Annotated in this window: 15 protein-coding genes; 12 read left to right on the top strand and 3 right to left on the bottom strand. The window is 52.5% G+C overall.

The window, feature by feature from the left end; translation table 11 throughout:
- The first annotated feature begins 96 nt into the window (after window positions 1-96).
- Entirely contained in the window at window positions 97-567 is a 471-nt protein-coding gene (locus ACMAZB_RS01110) for a DM13 domain-containing protein (RefSeq protein ID WP_435213703.1), read from the top strand.
- A 97-nt stretch (window positions 568-664) separates the two neighbouring features.
- Here the strand turns inward: ACMAZB_RS01110 and ACMAZB_RS01105 are convergent, their stop codons facing one another.
- Complete coding sequence (locus ACMAZB_RS01105) at window positions 665-1,864, bottom strand: Nramp family divalent metal transporter (RefSeq protein ID WP_435218846.1); 1,200 nt, start codon at window positions 1,862-1,864, stop codon at window positions 665-667.
- A 129-nt stretch (window positions 1,865-1,993) separates the two neighbouring features.
- On the opposite strand from ACMAZB_RS01105, the gene ACMAZB_RS01100 reads away from it, so the two are divergent.
- The 10 genes from ACMAZB_RS01100 to ACMAZB_RS01055 all read left to right on the top strand — a co-directional run bounded on the left by ACMAZB_RS01100 (window position 1,994) and on the right by ACMAZB_RS01055 (window position 11,075).
- Window positions 1,994-2,605: a fumarylacetoacetate hydrolase family protein gene (locus tag ACMAZB_RS01100; RefSeq protein WP_435218844.1), complete on the top strand. Its 612-nt coding sequence runs from the start codon at window positions 1,994-1,996 to the stop codon at window positions 2,603-2,605.
- 222 nt (window positions 2,606-2,827) lie between these two features.
- Window positions 2,828-3,379, top strand: a complete 552-nt coding sequence (locus ACMAZB_RS01095; protein ID WP_435213698.1) for an HNH endonuclease — start codon at window positions 2,828-2,830, stop codon at window positions 3,377-3,379.
- 126 nt (window positions 3,380-3,505) lie between these two features.
- On the top strand, window positions 3,506-4,474 hold the full coding sequence (locus tag ACMAZB_RS01090; RefSeq protein WP_435218842.1) for an AAA family ATPase: 969 nt from the start codon (window positions 3,506-3,508) through the stop codon (window positions 4,472-4,474).
- A 7-nt stretch (window positions 4,475-4,481) separates the two neighbouring features.
- Window positions 4,482-5,423, top strand: coding sequence for a DUF58 domain-containing protein (locus tag ACMAZB_RS01085; protein ID WP_435218840.1), 942 nt, complete (start codon window positions 4,482-4,484; stop codon window positions 5,421-5,423).
- Window positions 5,424-5,435: 12 nt separating this feature from the next.
- Window positions 5,436-5,948 carry a DUF4381 domain-containing protein gene (locus ACMAZB_RS01080; protein WP_435218839.1) on the top strand — a complete coding sequence of 171 codons (513 nt, stop codon included), beginning with the start codon at window positions 5,436-5,438 and terminating at the stop codon, window positions 5,946-5,948.
- Window positions 5,935-6,960 (top strand): VWA domain-containing protein, encoded by a 1,026-nt coding sequence (locus tag ACMAZB_RS01075; RefSeq protein ID WP_435218837.1) that lies wholly within the window; start codon window positions 5,935-5,937, stop codon window positions 6,958-6,960. Before ACMAZB_RS01080 ends, ACMAZB_RS01075 begins: the two co-directional genes overlap by 14 nt.
- Window positions 6,960-8,621 (top strand): VWA domain-containing protein, encoded by a 1,662-nt coding sequence (locus tag ACMAZB_RS01070; protein ID WP_435218835.1) that lies wholly within the window; start codon window positions 6,960-6,962, stop codon window positions 8,619-8,621. Before ACMAZB_RS01075 ends, ACMAZB_RS01070 begins: the two co-directional genes overlap by 1 nt.
- A complete protein-coding gene (locus tag ACMAZB_RS01065; protein ID WP_435218834.1) occupies window positions 8,618-9,736 on the top strand; it encodes a hypothetical protein in 1,119 nt (372 codons plus the stop codon). Before ACMAZB_RS01070 ends, ACMAZB_RS01065 begins: the two co-directional genes overlap by 4 nt.
- A 269-nt stretch (window positions 9,737-10,005) precedes the next feature.
- Window positions 10,006-10,521, top strand: a complete 516-nt coding sequence (locus tag ACMAZB_RS01060; RefSeq protein WP_435218832.1) for a shikimate kinase — start codon at window positions 10,006-10,008, stop codon at window positions 10,519-10,521.
- 323 nt (window positions 10,522-10,844) lie between these two features.
- Window positions 10,845-11,075, top strand: coding sequence for a PA3496 family putative envelope integrity protein (locus ACMAZB_RS01055; RefSeq protein WP_435218831.1), 231 nt, complete (start codon window positions 10,845-10,847; stop codon window positions 11,073-11,075).
- 105 nt (window positions 11,076-11,180) lie between these two features.
- On the opposite strand, the gene ACMAZB_RS01050 is transcribed toward ACMAZB_RS01055, so the two are convergent.
- Window positions 11,181-12,026 carry a shikimate kinase gene (locus ACMAZB_RS01050; RefSeq protein WP_435218830.1) on the bottom strand — a complete coding sequence of 282 codons (846 nt, stop codon included), beginning with the start codon at window positions 12,024-12,026 and terminating at the stop codon, window positions 11,181-11,183.
- Between the two features lie 9 nt (window positions 12,027-12,035).
- Window positions 12,036-13,466 (bottom strand): glutamine synthetase family protein, encoded by a 1,431-nt coding sequence (locus tag ACMAZB_RS01045; protein WP_435218828.1) that lies wholly within the window; start codon window positions 13,464-13,466, stop codon window positions 12,036-12,038.
- A gap of 115 nt (window positions 13,467-13,581) precedes the next feature.
- On the opposite strand from ACMAZB_RS01045, the gene ACMAZB_RS01040 reads away from it, so the two are divergent.
- A complete protein-coding gene (locus tag ACMAZB_RS01040; protein ID WP_435218826.1) occupies window positions 13,582-14,877 on the top strand; it encodes an NAD(P)/FAD-dependent oxidoreductase in 1,296 nt (431 codons plus the stop codon).
- Window positions 14,878-15,015 lie beyond the last annotated feature (138 nt).

The raw sequence follows: 15,015 nt of genomic DNA, 5'->3' as shown, positions 1-15,015 counted from the left end.
GCGTAAATTACGCCAAAATCAAACCGGCGACAACAAGGTATCTGTGGCAGGCTAGGGTCACCTTCGGCACTGACTTTCCTCAGTATGGCAACGCGTATGACCAAACTTCTTCTCATTCTGAGTCATTGCGCTACAGCCCTGTTGGGCTTTGCTCTGGGCATTTACCTACTGCCAATTCTGCTAGAACCGGCAGCGCCTGACCTCTTGGCAGTTGAGGCCACACTAAGCAATCCGCTATTCACCACAGAGTTTGAGCGCCAACGTGAAGATAGTGATGCCTTGCATTGGGGGGAGGGCCAACTTCGACTGTATTCCGACACAATTGTATTCGAGGGAGAGCTGGCGCCCGGACCCGACTACCGACTGTACCTAACCCCAAAATTTGTCGAGACGGAGGCTGATTTCTTGGCGCTGAAGGACCAGTCCGTCGAGATGGGCGCCGTAAGAAACTTTGATGGTTTTGTGCTGAATAACGCCTTCGCCGTCAATGACCCTAGGTACACAACCGCGGTGGTGTGGTGTGAAACCTTCGGCCAGTTTATCAGCTCGGGCCAGTATCGACCCTGAACTCAGCCATGTATCACCACTGCGCTGCCCCCGCTAAGTATCTTATTCAAACTATGGTACCCACAGTTGCATTAACAAAAATTATGTTGCGGCGAGGCTACCCAAATAGCTTCATAAGCTTACTAACAGCCAGCAGGGTCACGATGACCAGAACCAAAATAGCCGCCGCATTAAACACAATGTGATTACGGTAAGCGCGGGGTAACAGCGCGCTATTAGCGACCACCATCAAAACCAATGCTATTAACGGAAGTAGCAACGCATTGGTCACCTGAGCCGTTACGATAAGGGCAGCAGGCCGCGAGGTAACAACCGCAAAAAAGCCCCCAACTAGTACGACCGTGAGCGCTACAACCTTAAAACGCAAGCTATGGGTTTCCACCGACCATCCCATGGCACCACAGATAGTCCAGCCCGCCGCAACAGGCGCAGCAATGGCTGACGTAAGACCCGCTGCAAATAGCCCAATACCCAAAATGGTGGCACCCCATCCGGGTATTTGGCCTTCAATCGCTGATATCACGGCATCTAAAGGGGGCTGATCGACAGCGCCGGGTACCAGTGCAGCAGCAACCACAACAATAGCGGTCGTGGTAAGACCCCCGAAAGAAATCGCCACACAAGACTCCCAGCGAGCACCTGATAGGGCTTCATCTATTGCACTGCCGCGCCAGTGCTGTCTTGCTGCGGTGGCATGGAGAAATAAGTTGTAAGGCACAACCGTTGTCCCGATCAATGCCAGTATCAACGTCAAGTTGGTGCCAGAAAAGTTTGGTAGCAGGCGAATTTCTGGCTGAGACCACAATAATGGTGCCAAAAATAGTGCCAGCCCTATGAACAGTAAGCCCATCATAGCCACCAAACCCACCAAAATGCGCTCAAGTAGGCGATACCGGTTGATCACGATGAGGATCGCAGCAACGGTGGCGCACACCAAAACAACCGCTGCTGAATTCACTCCAAAAGCTGTACTTAGCCCTATTCCAGCACCTGACAAATTGCCAGACTGGTAAGCCGCGTTGCCCACTCCAACCGCCAATACGATCAGCAGAAGCACCGGCACACCCCACCAATAACCAGCGCCAAAATCTCTAACAAGCGTCGCTAAGTCACGATCTGTCGTCAAAGCACTTCGCACTGACAGCTCCTGCAGCAAGACAGTCGCAAAAATTGAGAACGCGATCGCCCAGATAAGCGTTATGCCAGTTGTAGCCCCGGCCACACTGGCCGTTGTGATTGTGCCAGGGCCTATAAATGCCGCAGCAACCATTGCTCCCGGACCCAGACGCAGCCCCATAGAAAATCCTCCCGCTGTTACCCGCTTACCGCAAGACCGATCAGAAAAACCTCACCCACCCACAACACGGCCCTGCTGTAATCAGACATCCTGATCTATAGTGCCAGTAAAGACCGCTAGGAGCCCACCATGAGATCAATCCAGTTTGAAAACCAAAGCATTACACCGGGCAAAATTGTATGCATTGGCAAGAATTACGCGGCACATATCGAAGAAATGAACAGTGCAGTTCCCGAACAGATGGTGGTTTTTATGAAACCCAACTCAGCCATTGGAACGACACTGAGAGCCGTTGCCGACGAGCCCCTCCACTATGAGTGCGAGATTTGTTTGCTGGTTAAAAACGGCGACATATTAGGGATAGGTGTTGGACTGGATCTCACTAAGCGTGATCTGCAAGGGAAGCTGAAACAAGCGGGGCTGCCGTGGGAGCGAGCCAAAGCTTTTGACGGTGCTGCCCTGTTCAGTGAGTTCATAGCTGCACCAGTGGATCCACTTGAACTGCGCCTTGAGCTTTGGGTTGACCGCGCGCTGAGACAAAGTGGCGAAGCCACCGCCATGCTTTATCAACCCAGCGTTATTGTCGGCGAGCTGAACACCTTCCTCACTCTGGACGACTTTGACGTCATCATGACCGGCACGCCTGCAGGTGTTGGCCCCATCGCCGTAGGAGAGCATTTTGAGGCGAGGCTTTTACAGCGTGATTCAACACTTATCAGTGCCAGCTGGACAGCCCTGTAAATCGGGGCAAACGACCACCCCTAAAAGCATTAAGTAATAGGCCGCTATTGGCCCTAAATTAGCCAGTGCCAGCCCATAATTCGGGATGCTTTCTCTCATAAAGCTAAATTCATGGCTTATATTTGCCGAAAATATGGCGGGATGACACCACGGCTCAGAAAAACTTTAATTGTAACTGGGGTTTTTTTTCAGTAGGTTTTCAGAAACCTGAGAGAGAAAGCCATGCAAGCGATCCTCAGACTAGATCTAGCGGGACAACCAAGAGGCTGGTTGACCCTTCAGGAAACCATTTCCGCCTACGCGAAAGGTGATGTCATATATGGCATAGGTGATCCGCTCCCCCCTGTTTATGGGGGCATTCAGCGACTCACAGGTCATCGCTCGACTCTTGTCGTACAACCGATCATTGCAACCGAGGGTAAAATCTACGACGCCTTTGTTCCACCATTGTGCAACCGAACCCTGTTTAAGCGGGATGATCATCGCTGTTTGTACTGTGGTAACCAAGCCTCAAGACACCAGCTAACCCGAGATCATGTGTTGCCCGCTAGTCGGGGAGGCACCAATAAATGGGAAAATGTTGTCGCGGCCTGCAAACGTTGCAACTGGCAAAAAGACAATAAAACACCCGAAGAAGCGGGTATGCCGCTACTTGCAGTGCCGTTTCGACCCAATCCCTTCGAGTGGCATTTCCTCGCAAAAGACCGCGTTCTTACCGATCAAATGGATTACCTATCGAAGCGTTTCAAGGCCGATCGAGACTGGGCCCACTGACGCTTATGTCCAATATTAGATTCACTAGGACTCGGCGCAGCTGATAGGCTTACTGTCTCCCAAAGGACGCTGTAATTGATCGCGGCCTCGCTGAGGACTCAGGAAACAACAACTAGGAACACCGTTATGACCGACCGCACGCGCGCCGACATTGCCGACCTGACAGCTCGAGTCAATGCCGCGGTTATTGGCCAAGAAGCCGTAGTCCATAGCTTGATATTAGCTTTACTGTGTAACGGCAACGTTTTACTAGAGGGATTGCCAGGAACAGCAAAAACCCGGTCGATCAAAACACTGGCACGCGCCATGGGCGTAAATCTTGGAAGAATTCAGTTTACTCCAGATCTTCTACCGGCTGATGTAACGGGAAGCGAGACGTATCACAGCAATGAAGGCGGCAGCGAATTGATTTTTGAACCTGGCCCGATCTTTAACGAGCTGGTGCTCGCTGACGAAATCAATCGAGCCCCCGCCAAAGTGCAGTCTGCTTTGTTGGAGGCAATGGAAGAACGGCAGGTGACCGTTGCGGGTAAAAGTTACCCACTGCCACCATTATTCCTTGTCATGGCGACCCAAAATCCGATTGAGCAAGAGGGCACCTACCCCTTACCCGAGGCACAGATGGATCGCTTTCTGTTTAAAGTCAGGGTCGATTATCCCGACGCTGAAGCCGAGCGAAGCATCGTCCGCATGCTGCAGAAAGAAGAGGGAGGTCATCACGCTGAGCAGACGCCAGTTGGAACCGAGGCTATTTTTGCAGCAAGACAAGCCATCCAGAAAATGACCTTCAGCGAGCCTGTCGAGCGCTACCTCGTCGATTTAGTAATGGCAACGCGCCAACCCGAAGGCCTCTCCGACGAGCTCGCGAGTTGGATTGCCGTAGGGTCCAGTCCTCGGGCAAGTATAGCCCTGCACCGGGCGTCCCGGGCAGAGGCTTGGCTGCAAGGGCGCGAGCATGTGCTGCCCGAAGATGTGCGAGCAGTAGCTCCAGCTGTTTTTCGCCACCGCTTAATTTTGAGCTACGACGCGCTAGCTGACGGCATTGATACTGACAGGGTCGTAACAGATATTCTCGACCTCGTTGCAGCAGGCTAACCCAATCATGAGTGCCGATGCCTATGTTGCGCTCAAAGACTTGGTACGACTTCGATACCGAGCTCAAGGCTTTAGCTACCGACCAGCTCAGCCCGTAAACTCCGTGCTGACTGGGCGCAAACGATCTCGACTGCGGGGGCGAGGGCTAGACTTTGATGAGCTCCGTCACTACAGACCCGGTGACGATGTGCGGAACATGGATTGGCGGGTAACTCATCGAACCCGAACTCCCTTTGTCAGAGTTTATACAGAAGAGCGAGACCGTCCTGTTTGGGTCGTTGTCGATCAGCGACTCGCTATGTTTTTCGGTAGTCGTCATCAAATGAAATCAGTGGGTGCAGCGCGAACCGCAGCACTGAGCGCTTGGCGGGTGATTGGCGTAGGCGACCGTATTGGTGCCCTCCTCTTCAATGACACAACGTCAAAGGTGTATCGCCCCAGCCGCTCGCCCGGCGCGCTGATGAGCTGGCTCGCCAATTTGGTCAACATGAATCACCAGTTGACCGCGGACAGCAATGAGCCCTCGAGGGCTGATGCCTTGTCAGAGGCACTCAAAAAACTCAGTCGCTATCTGACCCACGACAGTTTAGTGATTATTATTTCAGACTTTGACGGATGGGATGATCAGAGTTTGGCGGCCATTAAAGCAATACGCCAAAGTAATGACGTGATAGCTGCGCTGATTACAGACCCTCTTGAGCGAAGCCTAGCCAACGCTGATCAATTGGTGGTTAGCGACGGCGCTTTCCAAATTCAGGTAGAGAGTGGGAAAAAGGAGGCCGATGTACGTTTTAGGGCAAAATTTGATGCCCATGTCGGCAGCTTAGGTGAGTCGCTCAAGCGCCATCAAATCCCACTGATATCGCTGACGACTGAATCAGACATCGCTAACCAGCTACTGCGTCAGCTGGGTGGGACCCCTGCGGCATCAACAGCAGCACGACAATGAGTCGTACTGACTATGCTTGAGGAAACCCTACCGCCACTACCGGCATTATTCGGTAACCCCATCCTTCGCGGTGAACTCCATGAGATTGTCTCGCCGGAACCCATTGACTGGCTACCCCAAACACTGGGCTGGCAGATTTTAGCGCTGGTACTGGTCATTGGATTACTACACCGATCTTGGCGCCGACTCAGACTCTGGCTGCGCAATCGCTACCGCAGAGAAGCTCGACGAAGACTCAGTCACCTTGGTCCATCAACCGGAGCGTCGGCGATTAACGAGGTGCTCAAGTTGACGGCTATGACCGCAGCATCTCGGCGCGAAGTGGCTGCTCTGACGGGAGTTACCTGGTGCCATTGGCTAGAAAATCGAGCGGCCACCAAAGTTTTTTCTCAGGAGAGCCTGCAGATACTGGGCGAAGCGCTTTATAGCCCCCAAGTTTCAGTGACTGCAGTGCAGCGCAGCGCGCTAGTCCGTGAGGCCCACCTTTGGATAGACCAACACCGAGATGATCATGGGTTCTATTGAGGCTCTCATCACACAATTTTTTTCGCAGTTAGACTGGGTCAACCCCTGGGCCTTTGTTCTGCTACCCCTGCCGATAGCCATGCGCCTAATGCCTGCATATCGAGAGCGTCGAGATGCCGTTCGAGTGCCTTTTTTTGCTCGATTACTGGACGCCACCGAATCCCGACCCCAGCGGGGTGCCATGCTGCTTATCAGAAGGCGCGGACAAAAAGTTCTGATCACACTGATATGGCTGAGCTTAGTGCTTGCTGCCGCAAAACCACAGTGGTTAGGAGACCCGATTGAACAGCAAAAGGCCGGACGGGATTTAATGATCGCCGTTGACCTGTCGGGGTCTATGGAAACGGAGGACTTTAGTCAGCCCAACGGCGAGCCAACAGACCGATTAACTGCCGTTAAAGCGGTTTTACAACAGCTTGTCGATGAACGTGCGGGAGATCGTCTAGGTCTTATTGTCTTTGGCAATAGCGCTTATCTTCAATCTCCCTTCACGGAGGATCACCCCACTTGGCTGATGCTCTTAAATGAAACGCGAATCCGTATGGCCGGACCCAGTACAGCCTTGGGGGATGCAGTAGGACTGGCCATTAAACTGTTTAAAGATGCAGAGACAGAGCATCGAGTGCTGTTACTACTCACCGACGGTAATGATACTGGTAGTCTGGTTCCCCCTGTTGATGCCGCACGCGTTGCTGCCACTGAACGCATACGAATCTATCCGATTGCGGTCGGCGACCCTACAGCTAGCGGTGAAGAAGCCATTGATCTCGATACGCTGGCTCGAATGGCAGAGGTTACTGGAGGCCAATCCTTTGAGGCATTGAGCAGCGAAGATCTGGCCTCTGTTTTTAAATTGCTGGACACCCTTGAGCCCAATATCTTTGACAGCGTTAACTTTAGACCTCGTACCGACGTTCACTGGCTTCCGCTTGCAGCAGTGATAATGCTGTACGTACTGTTGCGATTTCTTGCACGCCTCGGGGCACTGTATAGACCTGGGGCACCGCAATAATGGAGGTGATCACTCACTTCCATTTCTTGCGGCCTGAGTGGTTATTGCTGGCACCTGGCTTGCTCATTATTGAGCGACTGTTGCGATCTTCCCGGGCTAACTCCGATCGCTTCTCTGGCATTATAGATGCCGAATTGCTCCAACATCTTCGAGTACAGAAACCACCCATTGCCAGGTTTAATCCAACCTCGGTGCTGGTAGTCGTAGTTTTACTACTCACGTTAATCATGGCGGGCCCCAGTTGGCAGCAACAACCTTCTCCCCTCGCTGAAGACGCTGCGCCCCTGGTGGTTGTTCTCGACGTCTCTGAGTCGATGGCGACTACAGACGTTGCGCCCAGTCGACTTCTCCGTGGCATTCAAAAAATTCGTGACCTTCTAACGCTAGTTCCAGATAAGCGCGTAGGAGTAATCGCCTACGCAGGGAGTGCCCATACGGTCCTACCCTTGACCAGTGATCACGAAGTTACCGAAAATTTCTTAGCTGTAATGACCCCCGGCATAACTCCCCGAGCAGGGAAATATCCCGAATATGCGCTATCAGGTATCGACAGTCTACTGGCACAAACCTATTACAGAAGCTCTGTTTTGCTGGTTACTGACGGTCTCGGCGCGGGGAGCTCTGAGCTGATACAAAGCTGGTGTCGGGACCGTGACTATCAATTGCTGATATACGGGTTTGGCGACCCATCACTGACACAAAGTACCGTTCCCTTGGAACGCGAGGCTTTATCGAATCTGGCCACCCAGTGTGGTGGCCAATATTTTGACGCGAGCATAGATCGTCGTGACGTTGCCGCCATTGCCGGGGCCATGACAGACGCCTATAAAATTATCGATGATGAGGCTTTACCTTGGCGGGACAATGGCTATCCCCTCGTTTTTCCCGTGTTAATTCTCGTCTTACTCTGGTTCCGACGAGGCTGGACCCGGCTGTGGATTTGGCTGTTGGTGCCCTGCCTTATTACCCTTTCCAATGCGCCAATAGCACAGCCCAACCTAGATGCCGAAGTGCCGACATCACTGAAAAACCAACCAATAATATCGAGGCACGGTGTACTACAGCCAGCCCTCGATGGATTTTTGTCACTGTGGTTAACCCCAGATCAGTATGGCCATGTTCTGCTGCAACTTGGCTATTACCAAAAAGCCGCAGAAATTTTTGAGAATCCGATCTGGCGTGCCACTGCCCGCTACTATCATCAGGACTTTGAGCAAGCCGCGACGCTATATACCCGACAGGACAATGACGTCGCCCTTTTCAACGAAGCCAATGCTAGAGCTCACCGCAGAGACTATGTTGGCGCGAGAAATCGCTACGATGTGCTACTCGATCGCAATCCCGAATTTCCCGGTGCACGTGCCAACCGAGAATTCATCCATGAGATTATCGAAGCCAGTAATCGACTGAGTGAGTCGCAAACAAACGAAGCCGGTGTTGGTAGTGAAACACTCGACGAAGATAAAGACCCTCAAATTGGTGAGGGCGCCGACACCCTGGTCAATGAAGTGGAGGAACGCACTCAATATAGCGCTGAAGCCATTCTAGCCAGCCCGGAGACGGCGGCCCTTTGGATGAAAAATGTACAACCCGATCCCGCCAACTTCTTGCGCAGCAAATTCAATATTCAACTGCAGGAGCGAGGCGTCAGTGAACCATGATTCTGGTCTCTAAAATCTTTTGGCCTGCGTCGCCTAAATTCGAGCAGAAATTTCACTGCGGCAGTTTATGGCTCAACCGCTTTTCAAAGTCTGCGGTGCTACCACTAGCAATCCTACTGAGCCTATCGAGCTTTACCGCAGCCAATGATCAACTGGTAGAAATCACAACTCGCCTGATCCCTGCAGAGGGCGCTGTCCCCGGCCAGCGCATTAAGCTTGAAGTGGCAGTCGCCACGCCACGCTGGTTCACCGCCGGAACGCGGATCAAGCTACCTGAGGTTCCCGATTTGCTGCTGCTGCAGAATCAGGATTTTGCAGCCAACTCGACTGAGCGGCGCGGTGGTGAAAGCTGGACGGTACAACGTTGGTTTATCGACCTATTTGCGACCAAGCCGGGGACCGTCGTTATTCCGCCATTGAAAGTGAGCGTCTCTGTCTCTAAAGCCACCAATGAAACAGTGGCAAGCACTCTGGAGACACGAGCCCTCACCGTAACAACCAGCATACCGCCGGCCCTTGAAGGTTTAGAGCATTGGGTAGCAAGCCCCTCAGTGACGTTAGTGCATACCATCGATGGCTCGCTGGATACCTATTTGGGCGCAGCAATTAGTCGTCGCCTCACCATAAAAGCTAGCGATGTCATGGCGATGCTCCTTCCGCGAGCCACCCACCACAACGAACCGCTGCTCCAAATGTATCCCGAGCCCCCGGTTCTGCGAAACCGCTCTAATCGGGGAACGCTGTTGGCCACTCGCAGCGATAAAACAAGCTGGATTGCGTCGGCGCCCGGGACCGTGGAAATTCCGGGAGCTGTGGTGAATTGGTGGAACACTGAGACCCAAACGCTCCAAATACTCAGAAGCGACCCGTTGAAAATTTCAATTAGTGGTGAACTGCCGCCCGAGCCGGCATCTAAAACCGAAACGGTCAAAGCCGTACTAAGCGCCGCCGCAATTCTCTTCGCGGGGTTTTTTGCTTGGCGACTTATAACCTCTGAATGGTTTGGCGCATTGGGTAAAAGGCAGGGACTGCTGCGCCAACAATGGCAGCGCCTTAGGGCGGTGTTCAAAGGCAGCCCACTGCCTAATAAGCTCAACCCATGGCGCACCAGGTAAATCGCTTGAACTTTGCGATTACCGCGGTTTTCTGAGGCAACGTTTTAAGCTGAAGCCTTTTTCATCAACAGGAAATGGCGCCTAAAAATCTTTACACACTTGAGGAATAGCCAGAAAATTCGTGCTGAAAAAACAAGTCGTTTTCGTTTTAACTGTAACCTTCTCAGTCCGTAGAATGATAAAGTTTAATGGCGTGGGTGAAAAATTTTCCCGCCAATGGCCGCTAAATTTGCAACGGCTTGGCTCACACAAAAGCACAGGAAGTCAGAATGTCCAGCGAGCAAGTCATAAGCCTCATCGGCTTTCCCGGTAGTGGAAAAAGCACTTTGGGTGTTTTGTTAGCCAAGCGCCTCGGCACAGATTTTGTTGATACGGACATCCTTATACAAAACCAAGAGAAAGCGACCCTCGCAGAAATTATTGAGCGACGTGATCATGTATATCTACGGCAGTTAGAAGAACAGGTGTTACTCGATATGCCGATTCATCCAAGTGTGATCTCTACTGGAGGCTCAGTAGTCTATAGCCCCAAGGTGATGGCCCGGCTTACATCCGCCTCCACCGTGGTCTACTTGAGCGCCAGTCTGGACACCGTCGAGTTTCGGATTTCTTTGGCCCCAGATCGGGGTATTGCCTCATCCAAAGAACAATCCCTCGCCGATATATACCGAGAGCGAGTGCCTCTCTATGAGCGCTGGGCAAGCGTGACTATTCCCGTCGATAACGGCACCCCTGAAGCATTAGTGGACCAGCTGATTAACGCATTGGACACCAGCTCCCGCTGATTGGACACTCCCCTAGACGGCGGACACGTCCAAATTTTGAGGTCATACCTCGAAACCCATAGTTTGCCTTAGCGTTTGCTCTGGCACGGCTTTTGCTGATTCTTTAGGGCGGTCCGCCCCTGGCAGGAAGCCGGGTCCTCTAAAGGAGAAAAGGATTTCTCTAACCGTAACCGTGGTATTTCAGGCGGGCCGCCCTAGTTTTTTCAGTTATTTAGAGCAGCGCTTTAAGGCCAAAAAGATTCTTGCCTAGAGCGGTGTCGTTGAGGCCAACTACGCGTGTAAGAGTGCCTACGCATTAAGTTCTAAATCATCGGGAGGTGGTTATGGGTGAGCGTACTGCAACACACAGCAAGGATTCAGTCAGCTCAGAAGATTTTTTCGAGCCGCTGCTGGGGGACTTAGACGACGAGATGCTCGATGCTATGGAGGACTCCAGCATTGGCATCTGTGCGCCCTCACTGGCAGAGAAGCGTCGCCGAGCAGAAAAGCGCCTCGAAACACTGCGACTTCGAGAAGAATTGGGTGATTTCGATTTCGAGCTCTACGACGACTGAGCCTCGGTAATACGATCTGCGGCGGTTTCTCCACCTAATCGAGATAACCGGCTCTCGCCTCATCGATATCAGTCGAGTCTGTCGATGGCTAGGAACCCCCGGCAATTACTCTCGCGCTTGTTGCGCTAGGTCGCGCTGCCATTCGAAGACATTGAGCTCAATAAAGACGAAGGCAAACAGCCACAGCGCGGCATCCCAAAAATCTAGAAACTCTCCTTCAAACCCCCAGTAAACCGCTGCAACAGCCAGGGTGAGGTACAACACGATTTTGGCACCATTGAGTGGCCGCTGAAATTCTTGAGGCACCCCACCCCCCAGCTGCAAACGCACCTCGATTTCCAACAGTACGACCACTAAAATCCAGGTGGCAGAGTTGATGACGTCAACAAGTCCAAGCTGATAAGCACTATTGAAAGCCATAGGTGTCGCAACGACCTGTTCCAACCCCGTTACAGCGACGATTTCAAAGCCGAGCGCAATACAGCTCTCAGCGTCGAGGGCGATGAATTTATCGAAATCGAGCAATATCGACCAGCCTTGGCCAACTAACTCACAGGCAGGCACCTGAAGAATCTCAGAGTGCCAGAACACCTGCCATTCCCCCAAATAACCCCAAAATGCGGAAACAATGGCGAGACCACAGATTAAGCGAATACCGTGAATGACCCATTGGGTTTTACCCACCAAGCGATCATCTGGGATTACCGCAGTTTCAAGCTCAAACAGTAGCAGCAGCAGTACCCACGCTGCGGTATCTAGAGTCGCAGAAAACAGTTGGATTACTGTAAAAAGATCCATGCCCGAGGGTGCTGCGTGAGCGGAAGACGCCATTTCTTCGTTGAGAAATAGCGCAATGTTTACAGATAGCAGTGCGTAAACAACATACTTCAGTGCTTTATAAGCACGAGCCAATGTTGCCGCCGATCCGCCCTCGCGCCGAGTGTCGACCATTGTTAGCGATTACACCTGCAATAGCAGGTGTTCACGCTCCCAAGAGCTGATTACTCGATTGAATTCCTCGAATTCGTCAAGCTTCACAGCAGCGTAAGCGCGCATGAATAGCTCGCCAATCATTTGCTGTAGCTCGGGGGTATCGTTTAACTGGCGCACACCCTCCTCCAAAGTACGCGCCACCACCACGGCTTGCTCGTTCGCGGTGCCCTGGTGAGGCTCAGTCGGCTGGAGGCCTTGGCGCATACCCAGCAAACCACTCGCAAGCGTTGCTGTTATCGCCAAATAGGGATTGGCGTCGACCCCCGGAAAGCGATTTTCAATGCGCAAGTTTTCCGGCGTGCTGTTAGGCACCCTAAAGGCCGTAGTGCGATTATCAAAACCCCAGCTCAAATTGATGGGGGCTGAGATATCAGGAGCTAAGCGACGATAAGAGTTTACATTGGGGGCGTAGAAGCTAATCAGTTCGGGGGTATATCGCTGCAGTCCACCCAAGTAATGCATCATGGCTGCTGTTGGCTTGCCGTCTTTACCCGCAAAAATATTACTGCCGTCCTCGAGGGATAAAATAGACTGGTGAATATGCAGCGCACTACCGGGCTCGCGCTGCATTGGCTTGGCCATGAATGTTGCGTACATGTCGTGCTTTAACGCCGTTTCCCGCACCGTGCGCTTGAAGGCAAATACCTGATCCGCCATAGCCAGCGGGTCACCATGACGGAAATTGATCTCCATCTGTGCGGCACCGTTTTCATGGATAAGGGTATCTACTGCCAGTGACTGCGCATCGGCATAGTCATACATGTCCTCGACGAAATCTTCAAACTCGGCGACGGCATCAATACTGTACGAGAGACGCGCCACTTCACGACGCCCTGAACGACCCTTGGGCGGCATGCATTCGTAATCGGGATCCGTGTTTTTGTGAACCAGGTAAAACTCCACCTCAGGGGCAATAACAGGCTTTAGCCCCGCCTCTTCATAAAGGCCTAGCACATAACGCAGCACGTTTCGTGACGACAGTGGATGGGGAGTACCATCAGCTTTGAGGCAATCTGCAATAATTTGCGCGGTTGGCTCACGAGCCCAGGGTACGCGACGTAAGGTCGAGGCATCGGGACTCAGCATCATGTCAGTATCAGTGGGCTCAACAAAATCCCAATGATCATCGGTGTACTCGCCGGTGACCGTCTGAACCAAAATAGATTCTGGTAGCTTCTGTTCCAATTGCTCGGTGAACTGGTGCGCCGGTATGAATTTGCCCCGAGCGTTACCGGTGAGGTCAGGAACAATACACTCAACCTCCGAAATTTTATGCTCCTTGAGCCAAGCTGTAATAGTCGCCATTTCCTCTGGGGGTATTAGAAGAGATCCGCTGGCGTTTTCAGGGCTATGAATGCGGGTTTCTGTGCTGGTGTCACCCGAGAGCTTGGAACTCATAAAATTAACCGATAGTGGAAGAGCAGGAAGTATGGGGGGCAAGCGCGCTTCTCGGCAAGGGTGTAAAATCACATCACGAGTCGCAACAAACTCAAGATATCCACAGCGAGCGCTTATGACTGCCAATTCCCAACACGTCGACTCCTGGTATGCCGCCTCTGCATCACCTCATAAAGTGTTTCCAGCGTTATCAGGGGAGGTGGCTTCCGATGTTTGTATTGTCGGCGGTGGTTATACCGGGCTCTCTACCGCCATCCACCTTCGCAAGCTGGGATTTTCGGTCACCCTGTTAGAGGCCGAACGCGTAGGCTGGGGCGCCTCGGGGCGCAATGGAGGACATGTCGGCACGGGTCAACGTGCTGATCAAGAAGACCTAGAACAGTGGGTAGGCCTTGGGACCGCAAAAGACCTATGGCGGCTAGGTTTGGACGCCGTGGATCTTGTCGTAAATTTAATTGACGAATTTAGCATTGAATGTGAGTTGGGCGTCGGCAATTTACACCTTGCGGCCAAACGCAGGCACAGCAAGGGCCTGCAGCAGGAGGTGGAGTACCTCAGTAAAACCTATGGTTATGACCAGATGCGCTTCGTCGACGCGACTGAAACCGCTTGGATGACAACAGCCAACCGGAGCCATGGCGCATTACTTGATCTGGGTGCTAGACACCTACACCCACTCAAATATGCCTTTGGTCTCGCTAAAGCAGCTGATCTTCTGGGCACAGAGATTTTTGAGGATAGTCGAGTGCTCAGCTACGACGAGTCTAAAGATGGCCAAGTACAGGTGAAGACGGACAGCGGCTTGGTAAAAGCACGTTTTCTAGTTTTAGCCTGCAACGGTTATCTTGGGAATTTGGAGCCACGTATCGCGGGCAACATCATGCCGATCAATAATTTCATTTTAGCGACCGAGCCACTCTCTGAAGCGCAGCAGAAAGCGGTGTGCCGCGATAATTTTAGCCTGTCTGACAGCCTCTTCGTCATTAACTATTGGAAGCTGTCAGGTGATGGTCGCCTACTTTTTGGCGGCGGCGAAACCTACGGCGCCAAATTTCCAAAGAACATTGCGCGGTTTGTGTGGCCCCACATGCTTAAAATCTACCCCAATCTTGCGGATGTAGCGGTTGAGTACGGCTGGGGCGGCACGCTAGGTATTACGATGAATCGCATGCCCGACTTTGGTCGCTTGGGTCGTCGAACCTTTTACGCACAAGGCTTTTCGGGTCACGGCGTTCCCACAGCCACGATGGCAGGCTACCTTTTAGCCGCAGCCATTTCAGGGGATACCGACGATTTCTCACGCATGGCCTCGGTGCCAACCCGACGTTTTCCAGGGGGCACCTTACTTCGGCGCCCGGGACAAGTAGCAGGCATGCTGTTTTATAGCCTGCTTGATCGGATCGGCGGCTGAGTGTGCTACGAGTTGAATTGATCGATGGCACGCCGGCGGCCTTCCAGGGGGCTTAGGGCTTAGGGCTTAGGGCTTAGGGCTTAGGGCTTAGGGCTTAGGGCTTAAGGCTTAAGCTTCAGGACTGTGAGGCTAACTCCA

This window comes from Luminiphilus sp. nBUS_07, from assembly GCF_051201685.1.
Classification (GTDB): Bacteria; Pseudomonadota; Gammaproteobacteria; order Pseudomonadales; family Halieaceae; genus Luminiphilus.
The sequence above is the reverse complement of the archived record's forward strand: the minus strand, read 5'-3'. Positions and strand labels throughout refer to the sequence as shown.